This window comes from Pantoea anthophila, assembly GCF_026104315.1.
GTDB lineage: Bacteria > Pseudomonadota > Gammaproteobacteria > Enterobacterales > Enterobacteriaceae > Pantoea > Pantoea anthophila.
Window position 1 is genome coordinate 3,869,781 of sequence record NZ_CP110473.1, and the last position, 22,528, is coordinate 3,892,308.

At 55.8% G+C, this 22,528-nt stretch carries 18 protein-coding genes and 1 pseudogene; 8 read left to right on the forward strand and 11 right to left on the reverse strand.

Annotated elements, in window-relative coordinates:
* Nucleotides 1-221 precede the first annotated feature (221 nt).
* From fdnG to OJ965_RS20490, 5 genes are read left to right on the forward strand one after another with little or no spacing between them, the layout of a single operon-like run.
* Entirely contained in the window at nucleotides 222-3,272 is a 3,051-nt protein-coding gene (fdnG, locus tag OJ965_RS20470) for a formate dehydrogenase-N subunit alpha (RefSeq protein WP_265137676.1), read from the forward strand.
* A gap of 12 nt (nucleotides 3,273-3,284) precedes the next feature.
* Nucleotides 3,285-4,184, forward strand: a complete 900-nt coding sequence (fdxH, locus tag OJ965_RS20475) for a formate dehydrogenase subunit beta (protein ID WP_009088325.1) — start codon at nucleotides 3,285-3,287, stop codon at nucleotides 4,182-4,184.
* Nucleotides 4,184-4,825, forward strand: a complete 642-nt coding sequence (fdoI, locus tag OJ965_RS20480; protein WP_111209058.1) for a formate dehydrogenase cytochrome b556 subunit — start codon at nucleotides 4,184-4,186, stop codon at nucleotides 4,823-4,825. The genes fdxH and fdoI overlap by 1 nt, the downstream gene beginning before the upstream one ends.
* Nucleotides 4,825-5,748, forward strand: a complete 924-nt coding sequence (gene fdhE, locus OJ965_RS20485; protein WP_058957166.1) for a formate dehydrogenase accessory protein FdhE — start codon at nucleotides 4,825-4,827, stop codon at nucleotides 5,746-5,748. Before fdoI ends, fdhE begins: the two co-directional genes overlap by 1 nt.
* Nucleotides 5,749-5,769: 21 nt before the next feature.
* Nucleotides 5,770-6,381 carry a glutathione S-transferase gene (locus OJ965_RS20490; RefSeq protein WP_265137679.1) on the forward strand — a complete coding sequence of 204 codons (612 nt, stop codon included), beginning with the start codon at nucleotides 5,770-5,772 and terminating at the stop codon, nucleotides 6,379-6,381.
* A 71-nt stretch (nucleotides 6,382-6,452) separates the two neighbouring features.
* Here OJ965_RS20490 and OJ965_RS20495 read toward each other — a convergent pair whose 3' ends face one another.
* A complete protein-coding gene (locus OJ965_RS20495) occupies nucleotides 6,453-7,241 on the reverse strand; it encodes a glycosyltransferase family 9 protein (RefSeq protein ID WP_265137680.1) in 789 nt (262 codons plus the stop codon).
* Nucleotides 7,228-7,710: a glycosyltransferase family 9 protein gene (locus tag OJ965_RS20500; RefSeq protein WP_265137681.1), complete on the reverse strand. Its 483-nt coding sequence runs from the start codon at nucleotides 7,708-7,710 to the stop codon at nucleotides 7,228-7,230. Before OJ965_RS20500 ends, OJ965_RS20495 begins: the two co-directional genes overlap by 14 nt.
* A gap of 622 nt (nucleotides 7,711-8,332) precedes the next feature.
* Between OJ965_RS20500 and OJ965_RS20505 the strand changes: the two genes are divergently transcribed.
* A complete protein-coding gene (locus OJ965_RS20505; RefSeq protein WP_154929032.1) occupies nucleotides 8,333-8,557 on the forward strand; it encodes a SymE family type I addiction module toxin in 225 nt (74 codons plus the stop codon).
* Nucleotides 8,554-8,868 carry a hypothetical protein gene (locus OJ965_RS20510; RefSeq protein WP_154929033.1) on the forward strand — a complete coding sequence of 105 codons (315 nt, stop codon included), beginning with the start codon at nucleotides 8,554-8,556 and terminating at the stop codon, nucleotides 8,866-8,868. Before OJ965_RS20505 ends, OJ965_RS20510 begins: the two co-directional genes overlap by 4 nt.
* Before the next feature lie 66 nt (nucleotides 8,869-8,934).
* Here the strand turns inward: OJ965_RS20510 and OJ965_RS20515 are convergent, their stop codons facing one another.
* The 6 genes and pseudogenes from OJ965_RS20515 to OJ965_RS20540 form a co-directional block, all read right to left on the reverse strand.
* Complete coding sequence (locus OJ965_RS20515; RefSeq protein ID WP_265137684.1) at nucleotides 8,935-9,372, reverse strand: hypothetical protein; 438 nt, start codon at nucleotides 9,370-9,372, stop codon at nucleotides 8,935-8,937.
* Nucleotides 9,373-9,392: 20 nt separating this feature from the next.
* Nucleotides 9,393-9,971: a hypothetical protein gene (locus tag OJ965_RS20520; RefSeq protein ID WP_265137686.1), complete on the reverse strand. Its 579-nt coding sequence runs from the start codon at nucleotides 9,969-9,971 to the stop codon at nucleotides 9,393-9,395.
* Between the two features lie 171 nt (nucleotides 9,972-10,142).
* Nucleotides 10,143-10,379 carry a hypothetical protein gene (locus OJ965_RS20525; protein WP_154929036.1) on the reverse strand — a complete coding sequence of 79 codons (237 nt, stop codon included), beginning with the start codon at nucleotides 10,377-10,379 and terminating at the stop codon, nucleotides 10,143-10,145.
* Between the two features lie 200 nt (nucleotides 10,380-10,579).
* Nucleotides 10,580-10,786, reverse strand: coding sequence for a hypothetical protein (locus OJ965_RS20530; protein ID WP_154929068.1), 207 nt, complete (start codon nucleotides 10,784-10,786; stop codon nucleotides 10,580-10,582).
* Between the two features lie 306 nt (nucleotides 10,787-11,092).
* Nucleotides 11,093-11,293: pseudogene (locus OJ965_RS21300) on the reverse strand (hypothetical protein); the annotation flags it as partial.
* Nucleotides 11,290-11,577, reverse strand: coding sequence for a hypothetical protein (locus OJ965_RS20540; RefSeq protein ID WP_186806418.1), 288 nt, complete (start codon nucleotides 11,575-11,577; stop codon nucleotides 11,290-11,292). The pseudogene OJ965_RS21300 and the gene OJ965_RS20540, both read right to left, overlap by 4 nt.
* On the opposite strand from OJ965_RS20540, the gene OJ965_RS20545 reads away from it, so the two are divergent.
* A complete protein-coding gene (locus OJ965_RS20545; protein WP_419721785.1) occupies nucleotides 11,576-11,776 on the forward strand; it encodes a SymE family type I addiction module toxin in 201 nt (66 codons plus the stop codon). The two genes, OJ965_RS20540 and OJ965_RS20545, sit on opposite strands and share 2 nt — an antisense overlap.
* A 50-nt stretch (nucleotides 11,777-11,826) precedes the next feature.
* On the opposite strand, the gene OJ965_RS20550 is transcribed toward OJ965_RS20545, so the two are convergent.
* The 3 genes from OJ965_RS20550 to OJ965_RS20560 are packed head-to-tail and all read right to left on the reverse strand — an operon-like array spanning nucleotide 11,827 to nucleotide 22,524.
* A complete protein-coding gene (locus tag OJ965_RS20550) occupies nucleotides 11,827-12,240 on the reverse strand; it encodes an Imm63 family immunity protein (protein WP_261766130.1) in 414 nt (137 codons plus the stop codon).
* 1 nt (nucleotide 12,241) lies between these two features.
* Nucleotides 12,242-13,168, reverse strand: a complete 927-nt coding sequence (locus OJ965_RS20555; protein ID WP_338117911.1) for a TNT domain-containing protein — start codon at nucleotides 13,166-13,168, stop codon at nucleotides 12,242-12,244.
* A complete protein-coding gene (locus tag OJ965_RS20560) occupies nucleotides 13,165-22,524 on the reverse strand; it encodes a hemagglutinin repeat-containing protein (protein WP_265137691.1) in 9,360 nt (3,119 codons plus the stop codon). The genes OJ965_RS20555 and OJ965_RS20560 overlap by 4 nt, the downstream gene beginning before the upstream one ends.
* Nucleotides 22,525-22,528 lie beyond the last annotated feature (4 nt).

Genomic DNA, 22,528 nt, shown 5'->3' on the forward strand with positions numbered 1-22,528 from the left:
GGGAACGGCTCCGGCATTAACATCCGGGGGCAAATCACCCCCGCCATCCGCGGCTGACGCTGAAAATGGACTTGCAATGCCGCTTCCCCGCCGCAGGTTTTTAACAAAATTTAGAAAAAGAATTACTAATCACTAACCTGTTGACCCTGGTCAACTTACAGGCAATCAGGGCTGTTATTTTGCAGGGCTTCGCAATGGAGCCGGAAAAGAAGAACGATAACATGCAAATTAACAGACGGAGTTTTTTTAAGATCTGTGCGGGCGGACTGGCGGGAACCAGCGCGGCGTTGCTCGGTTTTGCCCCCACCACAGCCTTAGCCAGTGTCCGGGAGTTCAAGCTCATTCGCGCCAGAGAGACACGGAATAACTGCACCTACTGTTCCGTCGGCTGCGGCATGCTGATCTACAGCCTGGGGGATGGCGCTAAAAATGCCAGCGCCTCGATTTACCATATTGAAGGTGACCCGGATCATCCGGTCAGTCGCGGATCGCTCTGCCCCAAAGGCGCGGGCGTGATGGACTTTATTCACAGCGAGCAGCGGCTGAAGTACCCGGAATACCGTGCACCGGGCTCTGACACATGGCAGCGCATCAGCTGGGAGGAGGCATTTGAGCGTATTGCCCGCCTGATGAAGCAGGATCGCGATGCCCACTTCCAGACCACCAACGCCGCAGGGGTCACGGTAAACCGCTGGCCAACCACCTCCATGTTCTGCTCCTCCGCCGCCAGTAATGAGACCGGCCTGCTCGACCAGAAGTTTGCCCGTTCGCTGGGCATTCTGGCGCTGGAGAATCAGGCGCGTCTCTGTCACGGCCCGACCGTGGCAGCGCTGGCCCCCAGCTTTGGTCGCGGAGCCATGACCAACAACTGGAACGACATCAAAAATGCCAATGTGGTGATGATCATGGGCGGCAACCCGGCCGAGGCGCATCCGGTCGGCTTTAAATGGGTCATTGAAGCGAAAACCCGGAACAAGGCGCAGGTCATCGTGGTCGATCCGCGCTTTAACCGCTCTGCCGCCGTTGCCGATTTTTACGCGCCCGTGCGGGCGGGCAGCGATGTTGTGTTCCTGATGGGGGTGATTAACTATCTGCTGCAGCACAACCTGATCCAGCAGGAGTATGTTCGCGCCTTCACCAACGCGGCCCTGATCGTCAGTGACGGCTTCAGCTTCAGCGACGGTCTGTTCAGCGGCTATGATGCCGACACCCGTCAGTACGATCGCCAGAGCTGGCACTATGAGCTGGATGAAAACGGCCATGCACGACGGGATGAGAGCTTCACTCATCCACGCTGCGTACTGAACCTGCTTAAAACCCATGCCAGCCGCTATACGCCGGAGATGGTGACGCGCCTGTGCGGCACATCGCAGGACGCCTTTATCGCGGTGTGCGAACAGCTCGCGTCGACCTGCGTGCCGAATCGCACCGCCACCATCCTCTATGCGCTGGGCTGGACCCACCACACTAACGGCTCGCAGATTATCCGCACGGCGGCAATGATCCAGCTGCTGCTGGGCAATATCGGTATGCCGGGTGGCGGCATCAATGCGCTGCGTGGTCACTCCAATGTGCAGGGATTTACCGATCTCGGCCTGCTGTCACAGAGTCTGCCGGGCTATCTGCCGCTGCCCTCCGAGAAGATGACCACACTGGCCAGCTGGCTGGAGAAGGCCACGCCGGTTGCGCCTCTGCCGGGGCAGGTCAACTACTGGCAGAACACCGACAAATTTTTTGTCAGCCTGATGAAGAGCTTTTACGGCGATAAGGCCACGGCGGAAAACCAGTGGGGCTACGACTGGCTGCCAAAATGGGACAAGAGTTACGACTGCATGGCGCAGGCGGAGATGATGGAACAGGGCGCGCTGAATGGCTGTCTGATTCAGGGCTTTAACCTGCTGGCCGCCTTCCCGGACAAAAATAAGGCGGTGCGGGCCCTCTCCCGGCTGAAGTTTATGGTGGTGATCGATCCGCTCAGCACGGAAACCGCCAGCTTCTGGCAACATCACGACGCGTTCAACGACGTCGACCCGGCGCAAATCCAGACCGAAGTGTTCCGTCTGCCCTCCTCCTGCTTCGCGGAAGAGTCGGGCTCGGTCGCAAACTCGTCACGCTGGCTGCAGTGGCACTGGGCTGCCGCCGAGCCGCCCGGAGAAGCGCTGCATGACGGAAAAATTCTCGGCAATCTGTTTATGCGGCTGCGCGAACTTTATCGTCTCGAAGGCGGAGCAAACCCTGAGCCGCTGATGGCCATGCGCTGGGACTACCGCGATCCGTTCAATCCTGAGCCGGAAGAGGTGGCGCAGGAGAGCAACGGCCAGGCGCTGGCCGATATTTATGACGCCAGTGGCAGGCTGCTGCTGAAAAAAGGTCAGCAGCTCAACAGCTTTTCAGAGCTGCGTAACGATGGCACCACCGCCAGCGCCTGCTGGATCTACAGCGGCAGCTGGACGCCGGACGGTAATCAGATGGCGCGGCGCGACAATGCCGATCCCTCCGGGCTGGGCGCGGTCTCCGGCTGGGCCTGGTCGTGGCCGGCCAACCGCCGCATTCTCTACAACCGCGCCTCTGCGGATGTGCAGGGTAAAGCCTGGGATCCGCAGCGCCGCCTGATTGAGTGGGACGGCGCACGCTGGCACGGCATCGATGTGCCGGACTATCCGGTCACGCTGCCACCTCAGCAGCAGGCCGGGCCGTTTATCATGCAGCCCGACGGCATGGGTCACCTGTTTGCGCTGGATAAAATGGCGGATGGCCCGTTCCCGGAACACTATGAGCCGATGGAGAGTCCCCTCGCCGACAACCCCCTGCATCCGCAGCAGCGTCACAGCCCGGTCGTTCGTCTTTTCAGCAGTGACGTCGCACAGCTGGGCGAGGTCGCTGACTATCCCTGCGTCGCCACCACCTACTCCATCACTGAGCTGTTCCGCCACTGGACCAAGCACGCCCTGCTGAACGCCATTGCGCAGCCGGAGCAGTTTGTCGAAATCGGCACCGAACTGGCAGAGGAGAAAGGCATTCAGGCCGGTGACAGCGTCAGAGTCTCGTCACGCCGGGGTTATATCGAGGCCAAAGCGGTGGTCACCCGCCGTCTCCCGCGCCTGATGATTGACGGCAGGCCGGTGGATACCGTGGGTATTCCCTGTCACTGGGGCTTTGAGGGCACCACGCGTAAGGGCTTCCTCGCCAATACGCTGACGCCTTCCGTTGGCGACGCCAACTCGCAGACCCCGGAGTACAAGGGATTTTTAGTGAAAGTCGAAAAAGCGTAACGGTGGATGACCATGGCTTATCAATCACAAGATATTATCCGTCGCTCTGCGACCAGTGGCTTTACCCCGCCGCCGCAGGCGCGCGATCACCAGCGCGAAGTGGCGAAGCTTATTGACGTCACCACCTGCATTGGCTGTAAAGGCTGCCAGGTTGCCTGCTCCGAATGGAACGACATCCGCGATGAGGTCGGTCACAACATCGGGGTCTATGACAATCCCACCGATCTGAGCGCCAAATCCTGGACGGTGATGCGCTTTTCAGAAGTGGAAGAGAACGGCAGGCTCGCCTGGCTGATCCGCAAAGATGGCTGCATGCACTGCGCCGATCCCGGCTGCCTGAAAGCCTGCCCGTCAGCAGGCGCCATCATCCAGTACGCTAACGGCATCGTCGATTTTCAGTCTGAGCAGTGCATCGGCTGCGGCTACTGCATCGCGGGCTGTCCCTTCAACGTGCCCCGCATCAATAAAGAGGATAACCGCGCCTATAAATGCACCCTGTGCGTGGACCGCGTCAGCGTCGGCCAGGAACCTGCCTGTGTGAAGACCTGTCCGACCGGCGCCATTCATTTCGGCAGCAAAAGCGACATGCTGACGCTGGCGGAGGAGCGCGTAGCAGAGCTGAAGTCGCGCGGCTTTGCACAGGCGGGTCTCTACAACCCGGAAGGCGTGGGCGGTACCCATGTGATGTATGTGCTGCATCATGCTGACAAGCCCCAGCGCTATCACGGCCTGCCGGCGAATCCGGGCATCAGCCCGACCGTGACCTTCTGGAAGGGGATCTGGAAACCGCTGGCGGCGGTGGGTTTTGCCGCCACGTTCGCCGCATCCATTTTTCACTATGTCGGCGTCGGTCCGAATCGCGTCACCGACGCGCACGACAGTGACGACGATCAGCAAAGGGAGGATAAATAATGAACAAACCCGATCGTCTGGTGCGCTACCGCGCACCGGAACGCATTAATCACTGGATCGTCGCAATCTGCTTTGTCATCACGGCCTTAAGCGGTCTGGGGTTTTTCTTTCCCTCCTTCAACTGGCTGATGCAGATATTCGGCACGCCACAACTGGCGCGTATTCTGCATCCTTTCACCGGTGTGGTGATGTTTGCCGCTTTTATGCTGATGTTTTTGCGCTACTGGAAAGAGAACCTGATCAATCGTGATGACCTCTGCTGGGCCAGAAATATTCACCGGATTGCACGCAATGAAGAGGTGGGTGATACCGGTAAATATAACTTTGGTCAGAAGTGTGTGTTCTGGGCTGCTATCATCAGCTTAGTCCTGCTGCTTGCCAGCGGCATTGTGATCTGGCGACCTTACTTTGCTGATGCCTTCGCCATTCCGCTGATTCGTCTGGCACTGGTGGTGCATTCGGTGTCAGCAGTGGTACTGATTATCGTCATCATGGTGCATGTTTATGCTGCACTGTGGGTCAAAGGCACACTGACCGCGATGGTTGAGGGCTGGGTCAGCGCCGACTGGGCCAGACATCACCATCCCCGCTGGTTTCGTGAGCAGCGTAAACTGCCAGAAAAACAGGATAAACGCCCCTGATGAGTATTCGCATAATCCCGCAAGATCAGCTGGAGAAAGGCGAAAAGAACACGGCGGAGAGGATTCCGCCGTTACTTTTTCCACGGCTGAAAAATTTATACAGCCGTCGTGCTGCGCGACTGCGCGACCTGGCGGCGAAAAATCCACTCGGCGACTATCTGCGCTTTGCGGCAACGATCGCCGAAGCGCAGGAGATTGTGCTGTATGACCACCCGCTGCATATCGATCTGCATGCCCGACTGACGCAGAGCGCCAGCGAGGGTAAGCCGCCGCTGAACATCCACACCCTGCCGCGCGATCCGCACTGGCAGCGGCTGCTGCACTCGCTGATTGCCGAACTGAAGCCGGAGATGAGCGGTCAGGCGCTGGCGGTGCTGGAGAATCTGGAAAAAGCCTCCGCCACCGAGCTGGAGACGCTGGCCAGTGCGCTGTTTACCGGCGATTATGCGCAGGTCAGCAGCGACAGAGCGCCCTTTATCTGGGCGGCGCTCTCGCTCTACTGGGCGCAGATGGCGGCCCTGATCCCGGGCAAAGCGCGGGCGGAGATGGGCGATCAGCGGCAGTTCTGTCCGGTGTGCGCCAGTATGCCGGTCGCCAGCGTGGTCCATATGGGCAGTGATGAAGGCGCGCGTTACCTGCACTGTAATCTGTGCGAAAGTGAATGGCATGTGGTACGCAGTAAATGTACCCAGTGCGAGCAGTCCCGCGATCTGCACTACTGGTCGCTCAACAGCGAGCTGGCGGCGGTGAAGGCAGAGAGCTGCGGCGACTGTGGCACCTACCTGAAGATGCTCTATCAGGAGAAAGATCCGGCCATCGAACCGGTGGCCGACGATCTGGCGTCGCTGATACTGGATGCCCGGATGGAGCAGGAAGGTTTTGCTCGCAGCAGTCTCAACCCCTTTATGTTTCCTGGCGAATAGGCGATGAATCCGGAGAACCCGATGAAACTGATTGGCAGCTATACCAGCCCGTTTGTGCGTAAGATTTCGATTATCATGCTGGAAAAAGGCATTACGTTTGAATTCGTCAACGCCTCGCCCTACAGCGATGACAGCCACGTACCGCACTACAATCCGCTGGGCAAAGTCCCGGCGCTGGTCGCTGACGATAAGCAAATCTGGTTCGACTCCAGCATCATCGCGGAATTTCTGGAACTGCGCGGGGCAGAGCCTGCCCTGCTGCCTGCTGATCCGCTTGCGTCGCTTAACATCCGTCAGCTGGAGAAGCTGGCGGATGGCATCTGCGATGCCGCGCTGGTGATCGTGCGCGAGCAGCTGCGGCCGGGGGATTTGCAGTCAGAGGAGGTGCTGGTGCGCAATCGGGAAAAGATTCAGCGCAGTCTCGACATGCTGGAAGCGAAGGCCGCAGAGGGAAAATGGCTCAACAACGGTCAGCTCAATCTGGCGGATATCGCCACCGGCTGTATGATTGGCTATCTCAATTTCCGCCGCGTGGTGCCTAACTGGTGTGTTGAGCGTCCGTCACTGGTGAAGCTGGCGGAAACGCTGTTTCAGCGTGAGAGCTTTGCAATGACGACGCCGCCTGCGGCGTGATGGGTGTGCTGTAGCCAGACCTATTAAGAGTGGCAATGGTGTCTGGCACAGTAGAACATTTTATCTGCTGGTCAGCAGCAGAGCTGATCAGAGGAGGCGATAGAGCGCTCGGGAACATGATAACCGTACTTACTAACAGGTTCTTTCAACTCGGTCACCGATACCGGGCTTTGGATTTTCATCTCATGCCTGTCCAGTAAATTCCTGCGGACAATCTCGTTGAAAATACGCTCAGGAATATTATCAGCATCAGAGGTTTTATCATCATGAACAATAAGGTGGCTTGCGTTTTCATACCCTGGTGCCCACATATTATTATTAGGTAAGTTTTTATAAACGGCGATGAGTGGTTTTTTCCACGCAGCCGAGATATGTACAATTGAAGTATCAGGAGTTATAACTATATCCGATTCTTTAATCAATGCCATTACATGATGCAATGTGCAAAAGGGATTTTTTACAACACCACTAGGAAGCGGCACTAATAATTCGTTACGATGATCCAGAATAATTAACTTTATTTCTTTACCTTTATTAACCAGATGAATAAGATCCAGCAATTGCTGTTGTGAGAAGTTTCTTTCTGGGGTGCCTGCATAGGCATTAATAATAATCTTTTTCTTTTTTTTCCAGGGGTTAAGAAAATCTTTTACCTCATTAAGCACGCTATCAGGAAAATATAAACTATAATCGACACTGCCTGTAGCTTTAACGCCAATCATTATGCAGAACAAAGACAATAATTCTGTAACATGCTGTTTTTCATTTTTAAAAGATACTGAAACGGTGTAATGGCCCATATCAGGTTTTTTATTTAATCCAATAACGAACCTCGCATTGATATCATTAAACAGTTTCATCCGATGCACCGGTTTCGGATAAACAAGGATCAATAATTAGATCATATTCATTTCTATTTAGCATCTTTATCGTTGCCCTTGAAACGTTATGGTTCAAAGACTTCAGGTAATGGTTATAACTGCAATTTCTCGCCTTATAAACATATCTGATAAAAGGGTTGTATTTTATTACGTCGTAACAGGCTTCGTTTACCAGCACATCGACTGCATAGCCAGCCTGATGAAGCAACCTGATGAGTGGAGTCGAAACGATGATATCACCCACTTTGCCTTCATTTCGAACAAGCAATATGGTTTTCACAGAGTCTGGGTTAAAGGTGACTTTTTTCCGTTTATCCCACAGAAGCTTTGCAATTGCGATTCTTACTTTGAGCTTCACCTCTTTGAGATAGTAATTTTTTCTTCGGTTCCACTCACGTATTTTTTTGAATGGTCCCTTTAATACGGGAATCCTTACATCCTTATTCATTTTACCCTTCCTGCTTCCTGAGCACATCATTTTCATGACACCCAAACATCATAAATAAGCAGCTATTTATTTATATAAACTTTCCAGTAAGCGTGTAATTCTACAATACCCGAAAACGCTTAGACCATATAATAACCCTTATTTATTTCGTAGAATTATCATTCATCTAACATCGCTGGTTGGGATTTTGATACAGATACCTATCAAGTTTTAACCAAATACACTTTACTGCATCATACGTTAAGATATGGCAATTCAGGTTGCCATATATAAGCATTTCACTTACAGATTACCCATGCTGAATTGTAATTAATTATTTAATTAAAGAAGATTAGTCAAAAATTTGAGAAAGCATAATCTTTATTAACTACATGCTTATTTCTTTCATAGCCGCGGGATAAACGCTTTTGGAGATAGTATTATCCATCGAAAAAAATCCGTTTTTCAGAGATGCCTCGCAATCTATTCCGAAGCTTTCAGCGAGTTTACAAAGCAGACGGTGTATATTTGAACAGTAGAAAACTGCAAAGGAAGAGAATAATTAGAGATTTCTTTAGCGCGGGCTGAAGGTGGTGGAACACCAACAGCCCGCTGACCACAACTAACTGATCTGGAGTTAATTATGGCTGGAACAGATTCTACGTCAGAACCCGCTGTACCCCAAGCACGTAAAAGTATCGTCGGATACCGTCCCAACGGCGGCAGACCGAATCCATTGCCACAACTGACCATCAAAGGACGATGGCTGGAACAGTGGGGATTTATCAAAGGACAGCCTGTAAATATCATCGCCGAACAGGGCCAGCTGATTATCCGCACCACACACTTCACGGAGGAAGAAGCATGAACATTACTTTTATTCAGGAACCCGTCCCGCAGCTAACCACCACGGGCGGCCAGCTGGCCGCGCTCGGATTTACTACCGACGCACCGATCCGGCTGATGCTGCGGTATAACACGCTGTCGGTGACAACCGTGACCGGTGAAGCAGAGTGGAAAGCACTCTGTGAAGCCAGCCAGCAGTGGCATGATATAGGGGCAGACTGGGTGCGTGAGAGTGGCGAAGTGATTCTCGGCGGCGACTGGATGACCGGTTTTGGTATTACTGAGGCGGGACAGCAGGAGATTACCGCTGCGCCCGGTGTGTTTCGGTTGTAGCGGCGGTAAGCGAGAGGATTAGGGGCTTAAAAGCAAAAATCCCGGCCAGACTGGCCGGGATTTATTTTAGCCTTTAAGGCTATGAAAAAAATCTAGAACGCTTTTTAAATCAGTCATCCATTCCGATATTTTCATACCATCTTCATTATGCGTTGTTCGCGGCTCAGTAAAATTATTTATAGTTTCAGGAGTAAAACCGGGGCATTCATTTAAAAACAAAATGCTATTTTGAACGAAAACATTATCTCCCGAAAAATATAACACCCAAGTAAATGTAAAATTCGTATGTTTAGGCTCATACATTGAAACAGCTAAAGCAGCATGTTTTTTATTCTTCAGCCCATCTTCAAGAGAACTTATCCAGTTAGCTTTGTAATCATTTATACTCCAGTATGATAGAGGTATATTCATCATTTCTGAAAATTCATTAATGATTATTGATGCTGGTAGGACGCATTCGCCCTCAGCATCTACTGGTTTATTTTCAGGAAAAATCCCAAACATATATCAGTCCTTTATCCTGTTTAGATCAAACCTAATTTACCGGTAGCTTCCTGAGCTTCTTTACCTTTAAGGGCTAAATAAGCCAAGTCATCTTTAATCTGCTCAGGGATCGGCGTTAAAGTGGTACTTCCGCCCGTATCCAGCGCACCTTCAGTATTCCCGATATTGCCTGCTCCCTGTTCGTCAGAATGATCTGGCGTAACCTGCGACGTTCCTTTATTTTCATCCTGAACTGGATTTGCCAGTTTGCCAATACTTTCCATACCTGCAAGTTGATCACCACCAGTATTTGAAGGCGCATACTTGCCCTGCAACGAACTCAGATACTTCCCGATTATCTCGTCGTTACCCATCATTTGCAGGGTGACAAGATGATCGAGCTCATCGGAGGTCATCCGATCAGCCACGTCCTTAATGGCTACTCCGGCAAGCCCCGTGAGCCCCGCTTTCGCTCCGATCTCCAGTAGCTGCTCTGCGACCTTATTCCGGCAGGGTGAAAGTGCAGCACAACCACGTGCAACCAATGCAAGATTATTGTTTTCCAGAACAACTCTTCCTGGCACTGTTATTGAGAACGAAGACTGTTTTTTCCTTTTCAATCATAAGGTTACAAGCCATTCTTTCAGTGCATTTTGACGCCACCAACTTTTTGCCCCGACGCGTTTTTTTCACTGTTAAAGAGCAACTGCCCGTAAATCATTCCAGCGGCTGTTTGGATAAGCCTGACGGTTAGAGCAAGATCCCGGCTCAGTGGCAGGGATTTGAGTTACTTACTTATTCTGAAGCGTTTTTTTTGCTTCAATCAAAATATTAATCAGGTCATCAAGAGGCATTTTTGCGATAAATCCATGCTCTTTGTCTGTTCCAAACAGCTCAACTTCAAGGTTATCCACCCCTTGTTCTTGATTGATCTCAATCACTCTTTCTCGATCTAACTGAACTTCAAGAGTCAGTTCCTCATATTCCATTGGGCTGGAAAAAAAAAGTTCTAATTTTTTCTGAGTCATTTTTTCACCGGTGGATCTAGTAAGGTATTGAACGAACCATCAGGATTAAATCTTACCCCTTGTCCATTAGACGCACGATATTCAACCCCACCTCGAGATAGTTCATTTCGTACCGTGCTAGGGTCATTTAGAAGATCCCGAATAAAGTTCTCCGCGGCTGCATTTTTCTGGGCTTGGTTCCCCTTCAGAGGCTCGAATGTTCATCCAGGCCTACCAGCATGCTTTTCCCATGCCCTGGCCGCAGCAGACATTCCTTGATTATTGATCGGTTTGTTCGCCGATGCGATGCGATCATCAATCTCCGAGTTAGTAAAATTACTTCCCTTTTGTGAGGGGTTATTACCCTCATTATTTCGAACATTTTCTTCATCTTCCGGTCCCCAGCCTCCTGGCGTTCCTGAACCCACATCACCTAACTCAGCTTTCTGGTCGTTGTCCAGGTCTTTACCTAGATTCGGGTTGGATGAAGTCTCCGGTAAATAATTATCCTGCAACAGTCCAAGATACTTACTGGTGATCTCATCGTTACTAGTCATCTGCAGGGTGACGAGGTGATCCAGTTCGTCAGCAGTCAGTTTGTCGGCGAGTGTCTTCGCCACGGTCCCCGTCAGCCCGGCCTTGACCCCGATTTCCAGCAACTGCTCTGCTACTTTCGTCCGACATGGTGCCGATATTGCACATCCTTCTACCAGAACCTTACCAAAGAGGTTATTCTCAACCGCGTTTTTACCCGCCTGCGCACCCGCCAGTGCTGAGTTGCCGGATGCATACGAGCTTACCGCACCCAGTACCGCGCCCGCCACCGCACTGTTGCCCGCCGCATACGCCGTCACCGCGCCCACCACCGCGTGCGCCATCAGGTTCGCATGCACGTTCACCACGTCTTTACCGTTCGCATCCTTCGTGGTGGTCATGCTGTGGATGACCCCCTCCAGGTACGGTGCCGCCGCCCCGCTCGCCGCCTGCGCCAGGTTGCCACCGCCAGACCCTGAATCGCTGCCGTGGAGGCCTGAATACCCCGCTGGATATCGCTGCCGGTGCCCCACTGCTGCTGTGCGGCTTTGTAGCTGCCGGTCGCGGCCAGCGCTTTGTTGTAGCCAGCCCACTCTTCCTCCGGCGCGTTTTTACCCGGCTCTTTAATGCCACTGCGGGCCAGCTCTTCCTTACCGGCTTTGGTCGCCGCTATCTGCCCCTCCATCCGCGCGATATCCGGCGTCAGTAAATCGCGGGCGCGTTATTACAACGTGAGATACCGGCCTAATAAAGGCCAGCCTAACCCGCTGCCGCAGCTGACCATTAAAGGCCGCTGGCTGGAAGCGCTGGGATTTTCGACCGGACAGAAGATCGAGGTGATCACCGGACCGGGGCAGTTGATCATCAGGCTGGCTGAAGTGTAATCGACAGATAAAAACATCCCGGCTCGGTGGCCGGGATTTATTGAGTTAAATTATAAGTAGAGGGTATCGTCGTAAGGACTGGTAGCAAGAGTTTTTTCAATTTCATCTTCTGCTTTTGATTTCCATGACGAATTCATTTTCGTCATTAGTTCAATATACTTTGGAAAAGCAATACGCCTTCCATCTCTACCCCCAATACGATTTTCTAATTCATATTGAAATGCGATCTTATAAGCAAGCTCTGACATAATCCAATAAAGTAGCTCCTCTGTTGAATCTGTAACCTTTCTGGAAAACTCATGTCCTCTTTCGGAATAAATGTAATTATACTTTTCGTTCTCAAATGAAATATAAGGAGTTCCATCACCAATAGGAACTGTACAAAGATTAACTGAAAGCCTTGGTAGACCTGCTTTAAAAACCAGTTCATCAGCTTTTTTTTGCAACTCTTCAATACTTAGCATATTAGTGAACCTCACGGATATATTCATTTTTCAGAAGCCATTCAACATTCACACGCTCTTGCATATTAGGCAGAATCTGAATGCCTCCTCCAGCTTCACCAAAAGCAGGGGCTATTTTTCCTTGTATGACTGGCAAAGGCTTAATGACCTCATATTCATAGTATTTCTCTGCGCCTGCTCCAAGAGCAAGAGCGCGTTGTTCATAAGGAGTTCCCTTAGGTGCCAGAAAAGACCCACTTGGTTCTCCATACCTATCCAAACGAGTGCCTACAGGAAGCGTTGTTTTTACTGGTTCTTCGGCAAAACCTAATTTTGCAGGCCAGTTCCAGTTTCCACTTTCATTACGATATTTATCGTACTGTGACCATCCTGAAGCTTCCTCATCAGCAGCAATTCTATTCGGCTCTACCGTTCTTCCCGTTGAAGGCTGAGATTGTTGTTTAGCTGAACTCTCTTTTGTCGGTTCCTTAATTACACTCTTCAGCCCATATGCACCAGCCAGAGCAGCAGCCAGTTCCTGAGTCTGCATTGCCGTATCATAACGGCCTGCTGCTGTTTCCCAGCTTACACCGGAAGCCTGTGCTATTGCTGTGATGGCCTGGTCGCGGCTGATGCTGCCTGCATCCAGTCCCTGCAAAACACCTTCCAGATTTTTCACATCCTGTGGGTATATATCTTTGTACAATAATGAGTAGGTGGCATTTTCACCGTATTTCTTCAATGCTTCCTGCGCCGGAACAATTAACGCACCACAGGCCGAACCACCTTTATTACCATCCGTACAGACCGCTTTTATCGCTTCATCACGCGCTTTATCTGTCTGATTAATCGTCACCAGTTCTTTCGCTTCAGCCGGTGTTAACTCCTGTTTCAGGTAGTCGCGCTTCGTCTCCAGCTGTTTCTTTCTATCGGCTTCCTGAACGCTCAGCCAGTTATTCTCAACCGCATTCTTACCCGCCTGCGCCCCGCCACCACACTGCCCGTGCTGTTACCAACTACGCCGCCTGCCAGACCCGCTGCCAGCGTCCCAAGGGCGCTGATTTGCTGTTTCTCCGTCTCGCTCAGGTCACCGACCGCTTTGCCCGGATACAGCTGGTTCATCACCAGCTTCGCCATCAGCTCACCGCTGACGCCGCCCGCTGCACCCGCCAGTGCTGAGTTGCCGGATGCATACGAGCTTACCGCACCCAGTACCGCGTGCGCCATCAGGTTCGCTTCGGTATTGACCACCTCTTTGCCGTCCGGCCCTGTCGTGGTCGTCAGCCTGTGTATCTCCGTCGCCAGATACGGCGCGGCCGCCCCACTCAGCGCCTGCGCCACGTTCCCGCCCGACAGCCCCTGTACCGCCGCCGTCACCGCGCTGATGCCCTGCTGAAGCGCCGAACCCGTGCCGAACGGCTTCATCGCCGTGTCGAAAGCCTGCTTCGCTATCTCATCTGACGTCGGGTTCAGCTTCCCTTTTCCCGCCAGCTCTTCCCTGGCAGCCGCCAGTGCTGCCGGGTCCTGCTGCGCCTTCAGGCCCGCTATCTGGCCCTGCGTCCGCGCGATATCCCCCGCCTGAGCCCCGATTTCGCCTATCAGCTGCACCGCCTTCAGCCGGTTCTGCTCCTTCTCCTTGTCAAAGATGACGTCCAGCCCCGGATTCGCGTTCGCCACGTCGCGGCTGAGGTCCGCCACGTCCTGCTTCTGCTTCGACGGGTCACGGATAACGAGGGTGCCCTCGCTCACCGCCGACCTGGTGGTGCTCTCCGCGCTGCCGCTGTCGTTCAGTCCCGCCAGCATCCCGTTCGCCATGTTACCGACAAAGCTCCCGCCGATGCCGCCGCCGGTGCTCATGCCTGCGCTCTGATGCTGCACCTCATATTCCGCATGATTCTCTATGTCGCTGAACCCCAGCGTCCCGGTGTCGAGCCGGTTCTTATCGGCGGTGGCAGTGGAACTGATAACCGCACCGTTCAGCTGCGTGTGCTCACCCACGGTCACGTCAAAGCCGCCCTGACCCGCATAAATCCCGGTCTGTTCGGCCACGCTCTGCCAGTTGCTGTGCATTTTATCCTGGCTCACGTTCACGCTCGCCGAGCCGGTCATGGAGCCGAACGTGAAGCTGCCGCCCGCGCTGGCGCTCTGTTGCTTGCTGTCGTAGCGGTCGCTGTCCTGCTCCGAGGTCAGCGTCAGGTTGCGGCCCGCATCCACCTTCACGCTGCTGCCGTTTGCCTGCGCGCCCGTGAGCGTCGTGTCGCGCCCGCTGGTCAGGCTGAGCCGGTTGCCCGCGTCCAGCGTGGTTTCGCTGTGCGTCAGCCCGTTGCCCTTTTCGCTGCCCTTCGCCGCGTTCACGCCCGCCGATACCGTGATGCCGTAGCCGCCCGACCCCACGCCGATGCCGACCCCGACGCTGCCGCCTTTGCTGCTGTTCTTACTGTCGGTGCTCCGGGTGTTCTGCGCCGACTGCAGCAGGATGTCACGCGACGCCTCCAGGCTCATATCGCCGCCCGCCTTCAGCTGGCTGCCGGTGATGCTGATGTCGCCGCTCTGGGCCGTGCCATTTTTACCGGTGGCCGTGACGGTCAGGTTCCGGCCCGCCGTCAGCGTGCTGCCCTGCGACTGGCGGCTTTCAGTACGGGTTTCGCTTTTCGACGACTGGCTGCCGTACGAAGCGCTGACGCCGATGGTGTTGGTCCCGCCCGCTCCGCCGTTCTGCAGGCTGTCCCGCTCAGCGGCCTGCGCCGCCTGCACCCCGTTCAGCGCCGCCTGCGTGTTCTGCAGCGCGCTGACCCGCGCGTCCCCCGACTTCCTCGCCTGCTGTGCGCTGCTGACCGCGGTATTGAGCGCGCTGCCCGCCGTGCCTGACAGGGCAATGGTCAGACCGCTCTGTTTCTGCTCGAAGGTTTCCTTGCGGCTGCGTATATCAAAGCCCGGGTCGATAGTTACGCTGTCGCCCGTCAGGTTCAGATCTTTCCCCGCCACCAGGTCTGCGCCGCCGGCGTGCAGCCGGTTGCCCGCCGTAACATTGACGCTGCCCTGGCTGCTGCCGACGGTGCTGACGCTCTGGCTCTGGGTAGTGCCCTTCTCATCGATTTCATGGCGGGTTGACTGTTTGCCGACGGTGAAGCCAATGCCGCCGCTGCCCAGCAGGCCGCTCTTTTTCTTCTCTTCCAGCTGATAGTGACTCTCGGTCTCGGTCGCCGCGCCGATCTCCACGTCGCGCCCGGCCCGCAGATTGACGTCCTGGTCGGCAACCACCGCCGATCCGGTCACCGTCAGATCACGTCCGGCGATGACCGTGACGCTTTCGCCGCTCAGCAGGCTGCCGTTCTCACGGGTGGTAACGTCCTGCGTTACGCTGTGGCCGCTGCTTTTGTTCAGCAGACCTTTATTCTCTGAGCGCTCCTCGCTGTAGAACGACTCACGTTCGGTGGCTGTATTCAGCACCACGTCCTGCTTCGCCTGCAGTCCGACTGCACCCTGTTCGCTGTGCAGCGTGCTGCCGGTGACCGTCACGTCACCCTCACGCCCGATCACCGTTACGCCCTGCTGTCCGCTGAAGGTACTGCCGGTGCTGCTCTCACGCGAGCTTTCCTCTTCGCGGTGGCTGCGGGTATTGCCCTCGCGCTTGTTCTCGCTGTCCTGCGCTGACAGGCTGGCGCGTGCGTCCCTGATGGTAACGTTCTTCGCGCTGACGCCAATCTGGCCCTGTGAACTGTCAACCTGCGCGCCTTCGGTCAGCAGATTATTGCCTGCCACCAGCGTCACGCCCTGATCACCGCTCAGGGAACTGAGCAGCAGACGATCTTCCTGACGGCTGTTGCTGACCGATGAGGTCCGGCTGTTGGCCTCAAGATGGGTGGTATTGGTGGTGGTCTCGGCCCCGATGCGGATGTCGCCACCAGCCTTAACCCGGGCAGAGCCGGTGGCGCTGGCCTGGCTGCCGGTCAGCGTCAGATCACGCCCCGCCGAGAGCAGGAGGTTACCACCCGCGTTAAGCTCACTGCCCTGTGCCTGCTGCCACTCGCCGCTGACCTGCGCCATGCGCTTGCCCGCCTCTTCCATGCCGCGGCTGGTGCGATTTCCCATCGCCCCGGCAATCACGTTCAGGCTGCCGCTGTGGCTGCTTTTTGCAGTGCCGATCTCAAGGTTGTTGCGTGCGCTCAGGCTGAGGTTATCGGTGGCATTGAGCTTCGCGCCCTGCAGCCGGATATCGGTGCCGCTGAGGCTGATATCATCAGCGCTCATCGTCGCCTGGCGCAGGGCATTCTGCAGATCGGTGCTGATCGTCAGCGTCTCCGCCTTCACATCAATGCTTCCCGCTTTGATGTCGCCGCCCAGATGCAGGAACTGATTACTGTCGACTGACAGTGCCTTGTCCGCAAAGATATTTCCGGCGTTGGTCACGCTGTCTGCCGAGAGCTGCAGATCTCCGCCGCCAATCACCGCGCCATCACCGGTCAGGCGCAGGGTAGTCTGTGCCAGATAGACTTTTGGTACCCACACGCTCTGCGGACCCTCTGCCGTATCCACTGTTTCGCTGACCAGCCAGACGATATCCTGCTGCAGCGCCGCAATCTGTTGCGGCGTCAGCGCCACACCCGGCACCAGATGGAAATCCTGCGCCACTTCAGCGCCGTTGTTCATCAGCGCCTGATATTGCTCCATCGCATCCCAGCCATTAACGGAAGGCCTGCCGGTCAGCGCCAGGACCTGCTCGCGCACCAGCCGCTGCTCATAAAAACCGTCGCCCAGTCGTTTATGCACCTGCGACGGGTTATAGCCCACCCGTTCGAGCAGATAGTCGCTGCTGATAAATTTCTCCCGACTGGTGAAGCGCTCGTCAGTCACCACCAGGAACGGACTACCTGCCGCGGTATGCTGGCTGAACAGGCCGTTATTGGGGATGCTTGTGGCGACTTTCTCCAGCTGTTGCAGCGCCGTCAGCGCCAGCTCGGCCGGTAACAGCGGGCGACCCGATGAATTACCCGCCGCAAGTTCTGTGTCGCCGTCATGGTGAGCGACGCCGTCTATGGCAAAAGCCAGCGGGTTACGTTCATACTCTGCGCGCTCGGCGTCCACCGCCTGCAGCGCCGCCTCGAGCTGGCTGACCTGCGCCTGATTAACGGTGGTGTTACTGATGCTCGCTCCGCTGATACTGACGTTACCGTTGCCGGTAATGATGCCGTCAACGGTAGCCAGGGCCGTGGTCTCGTCAGAATTGAAGGTTGGATACCAGTGCTTTTTGTGTTGATCATAATGATCAACAATAACTTCCTGACGCCGCTCGTTAACCGAATATCCCCGATTATCGACATTTCCACCGCCATCCATTGTCAGATTGCCGTTAGCCGTAATCACGCTGGCATCATTGAGTAAATTGCCGGTAATACTCAGCATCATGTTGCCGCCCGCCAGAATACGTGCGCCCTTACCTACGGAAACCAGTTTGTCTGCTGTCACAGTGCCAGTCACAGTACGCTCACGAAAATTACTGTAATCGCTGACAAAAGGGGCGGAAGCAATATCAATGAACCGCTCTGGATCCCATACAACGGCCTGCCCGATACCTTGTTCACGCCAGAAGGTGTTTTGATAAGGCGTTGGGATATTAGCCAACTGATGCCATCCCCGCATATCATAAAACGTCATGGCATAACTGCCATCTGCATTGGGAATCAGGGCAAGATAATTAACCCATAGATCGACCAGTTTCCCTGAGCTGTTTTTCACCCGCACTTCGGCCCTCTTACCCGCTGAGTCGATGTTCAGCAACGTACCATAAGCATTATTTTCAGCAGCCTCGTCATTACGGAATGTCAAATGCTGGGTATTGGGTTGCATCGTACTTGCATCGGTATTAGTTTCTTCACCCATCGAGCGCCAGTAATAGTTATAACGATGCCACTTGTAGTCGCTGCTCTCAGCGTTGCGCTCAATCACCAGTCCTTCGCGCAGGTTGTCGAGCCGACGCGCCTCCAGCTTCATATCACCATCTGCTTCGATAAAACTCGCCCGGTTCTCGATCAGGTCATCGCTGTGCAGGAACAGGCGATCGCCGCTGTAGAGCAGTGCACCCTCTTTGTTGCTCAGCCGCTCGCGGGCCTGCAGCGTCAGGCTTTGGGTGGCCGCAATTACGGCAGGCTGTCCGTGGTTATCGATCACCCGACCACGCACTGTGATCTCATCGCCCATCACGGTCGCGCCGTTATCCAGCGAATCGACATTCAGCGTCAGGGCGTCGGCTTCAAGCCGCCCGCTATTCAGCAGCGCACCGGTCGTGAGCTGAACAGTTTTGCCCGCCAGCATCGCCGGGTTGGTAATAGCCGTAGCATTCAGCACCAGATTACCCGGCAGCAGCCAGTCCACCAGGTTAGTAAACGCCCCGCTCAGCGAGAAGGTCACCGTGCCGTTACTGCTGAGGGTTTCACCCGCCTCGCGGGTATAATCCTGTTGCGCGGTCAGCGTCAGAGCCTGCAGCCCGAGCAGGGTACCGCCCTGATTATCGAAAGCGTGCGCATGGATGTTTAATGCGCCCGCACTCTCCAGCCGTCCGCGCTGATTGAGCAGCACCAGCGGTGAATCAGTCGGTGAGAGATCGGCGTTGAGGGTGAGATCGCCATTCGCCAGCATCTGTCCCTGCCGGTTATCCAGCTGTGCAACACCCCGAAGCAGGAGCGTTCCGGCGCTCTGCAGCCGTCCGCTGCTGTTATCCATGTCACGGGCAGCTATGTCGGTAAAGGTCGTGCCGAGTAACAGGCCGCCGTCGCGGTTACTCAGACGATCGGCCTGCAGTGAGAGTCCCGCCTGGCTGCTGAGCACACCCTGTGTGCTGTTATCGATCGCCGTGGCCTTCAGCACGAGATCCTGGGTGGCGACCAGCTGGCCGCCCTGATTGTTCAGTTGCACAGCGTCAAGGGAGAGCGCCGCGCCGCTGTGGACTTTGCCCTGCGGGTTGTTGAGCACATTGAGGTGATAATTTCCCGCGCCCTGACTGATCAGCGTGCCGCTGGCATTCTCCAGTTGCCCTGTTGTCAGATTAATCGCCTCACGACTGCTGAAGATGCCCTGACGGTTATTGACCGTCGCAGCATGAATCTGCTGTTCACCGTTACTGCGCACCGCACCGCCGCTGTTATCCATCTCTCCTGACAGCTGCAGGCTGAGCTGTTGCTGGCTGTCGATGTGGCCGCCCGCGTTGTTCAGCGTCTGCGCATCAAGCTGGAGCGCTTCGCCGCTCTGCACGTTGCCCGCCCGGTTATCCAGATCCCCGGCCAGGTTCAGCCTTAACTGCCGCTGACTGTAGAGCAGACCACCCTGAGTGTTATTGAGACGCTCAGCGGTGATCGTCAGCCCTTCACCAGCCAGCCACTGGCCGCCTGCATTGTTAATGTTACCGGTGCGGCTGCCTTTGGTCTGACCCTGCACGGTCAGCTGCTGCTGCGCAGAGACTTTACCGGCCAGGTTATTGATATCCTGTGCAACGCGCAACACCAGCCCGGCGGCTGACTGCAACACGCCGCTGGCGTTACTGAGCCAGATTGCCGAGAGCTGAGCCTGCTGCTGACTTTGCACGCTGCCCGCCGTGTTATCGAAACCGGCAGCCGCGGCAGTCCAGTTCCCCTGACTGCCTATCCAGCCCTGGGCGTTACCAATTTCTTGCGCCTGGAGCGTCTGGCTTAACCGACTGAAGATGCGGCCATTACTGTTATCCAGACGACCCGCGAACTGCATACCCAGCGCGTCCAGCGCATTGATCGCGCCCCCGGCATTCAACAGATTTGCGGCGCTGGCCTGCGTGCTGCCGTTGCCGGTCAGGGTGCCGCCCTGATTGTCCCAGTCGCCTGCCAGGCTGAGCGTCAGCGCCCGCTGGCTGAGAATCTGTCCTGACTGACGATTGTTCAGCGCGCCACCCTGCAGGCGCAGATCGCCGCCGCTTTGCAGCGACCCGCCATCGTTATCAAACAGCGTCGCGGCGGTGCCCTGGATCGCGAGAGCGTTTTTCGCCGTGAGTTTTCCGCCTTGGTTGAGGATATCGCCGCGGCTGGTCAGCATCAGATCACCACCAGACTGCAAGCGGCCGCTGGCGTTATTGAGTTGATCTGCCGTCGCCGTAACCTGCTCACCGCCCTGCGCCGTCCCACCGCTGTTCTGCCAGAATCCGCCGCTGTTGAGCGAAAGATGATGACCTGCTTCGATCCCGCCATCGCTGTTGTCCAGGCCCTGTGTCGTCGTCAGGCTCAAATCCTGCAGCGCAATCACTTTGCCCTCTGAGTTATCCAGTCCGCTTGCCGTCAGGCTCAGATCACGCTGGCTGATAATCTCGCCCTGCGCATTATTCAGATGCTGCGCGGTCAGCGACAGCTGGCCGCCGTTCAGGGTGCCCGCCTGATTATCCAGATCGCCGCCCGCGCTAAGCGTCAGCGCATTACCGGCCAGAAGATTACCCTGACTGTTGTTAACCGCGTCGCGGGCAGTGACAGACAGCGCCGCCTGGGTTTTGATGGTGCCGCCCTGGTTATTCAGGCTGCCGGTTTCAAGCGTCAGATCGCCGTTATTGCCCAGCTCGCCCGACGTGTTGTCAAACAGCCCATCAATCCGCCAGTGCTGCGCTGCGTTATCAAGCGCAACCATACGGCCACGCTGATTGTTGAGCGAGGCGGCCTGAAAACTGAGCTGCTGGCTCTCAATCGAACCCTCGCTGTTGTCCAGCCCGCCAGACAACGTAAAGCGGCTCTCGCCGCTTCCGGTCTGCGACCATCCCGCCTGCTGGCTGAACAGGCTGCGTCCGTCGACCTGCCAGCGTCCGGCGCTAATCTGTGCCTGCTGCGCCTCAATATCTCCAGAGGTGTTTATCACCAGCTCCGTGCCATTAATCACCGCCTGACGCACGGCAACCCCCGCTTCCTGAGCAGTCAGGGTGGCGCGGCTGGCAGCGACCTGAGCGCCACTGAGATCGACCCGGCGTCCGCGCGCGCTGACCTCTTTTTTGCTCAACAGGCTGCCACTGGCGCGAATGGTATCCTGGCTCTCCAGTTGCAGACTGGCTTCCTGCACAATCTGGCTGCTGGCATCGCTGCCCGCCAGCAGGTGTCCACTGCTCTGGATGCTGCGGGCCGCAGTCAGCCGTACGTCACCAGCCGCCGCCAGCGTGCCGGACTGGGTAATCCCGCCTTCGCGGCTCTGAACCGTCAGCTGACCGCCACTGTGGAGCTTGCCCTGATAATCAACGCTGTCTCTGGCCGCCAGGCTGATGTCACCTGCGGCCTGCGTGACGCCATCCTGTGCCGCTGATTGCCAGACGAGTTTACCTTCGCTGCTCACCACCAGCGTTTTACCCGCCTGCACCTGGGCGTTCTGATTCCGTACCCCGACGCCCGCTTCGGTGCCAATCATGCGGATCTGGCCGCTGTACATGCCGCCCATCTGGCCCATGTCGATCGCCAGTTCAGGTCTGGTACTACCGTCGTCAGCCAGCGGTGTGATCGTCTGGGTGTCGGCACTGATGCGGTTGCGACCAGCCACCACCGCCAGCTCTTTTTTGGCCCAGACGCCCGCATTGATCTCCACCGCGCGGGCCAGAACGTCTACGTATTCAGTATCATGACGGGGATCGCCGTTGAGTCCGCCGCCTTCAATGCGCACCACGCCGCGCTCAACCTGATAACCCGCCAGGCTGCCGTCAGCGTTGCGCTGCGGTTTGCCAGTGGTCAGCGTCATCCGTCCGGCATTGATGGTGCCGCAGCCGTTGCAGACAATCCCGGCCGGGTTGGCAACGATCACCTGCGCCCGTCCGCCCGCCACTTCCATATAACCGCGAAGCTGGCTGGGATTGTTGCTGTTCACTTCGTTGAGGATCACCCGCGCGGGTGCAGTGCCGGGCTTGAGGTTCGGGTTGCCCTGAATCATGCCGGCCAGTTGCGTGGAGGTCATCACTGCTGAGTTATTGAGGATGGCACCGTTCTGTGCGACGTCGAACTGCTGATACTGGTTGTGTGAGATTCCTGCCTGATTGGGCGCAGTAATATTGACCTGCGGCAGCCCGTTCTGAGTAGCGATGACGTCCGGCCGCTGACTTGGCGTAGCGTTACCATCCGCCACAATGCCGTTCGCCAGTGCTGGCCCGGCAAACAGCGCCAGTCCCAGCAGCCACGCCGTGCGGCGTAACGTAACCCAGAGACGCGCCGCACCGCTTCCCCGGCTCTGGCCGGGTTCAGTGCTGCAACTGCGGGCAAGTTCGGACACCACCCGGAGTTCACCGTGGGTGCGGCTGAAAATAATACGATAACAATGTTTATTCATGGGT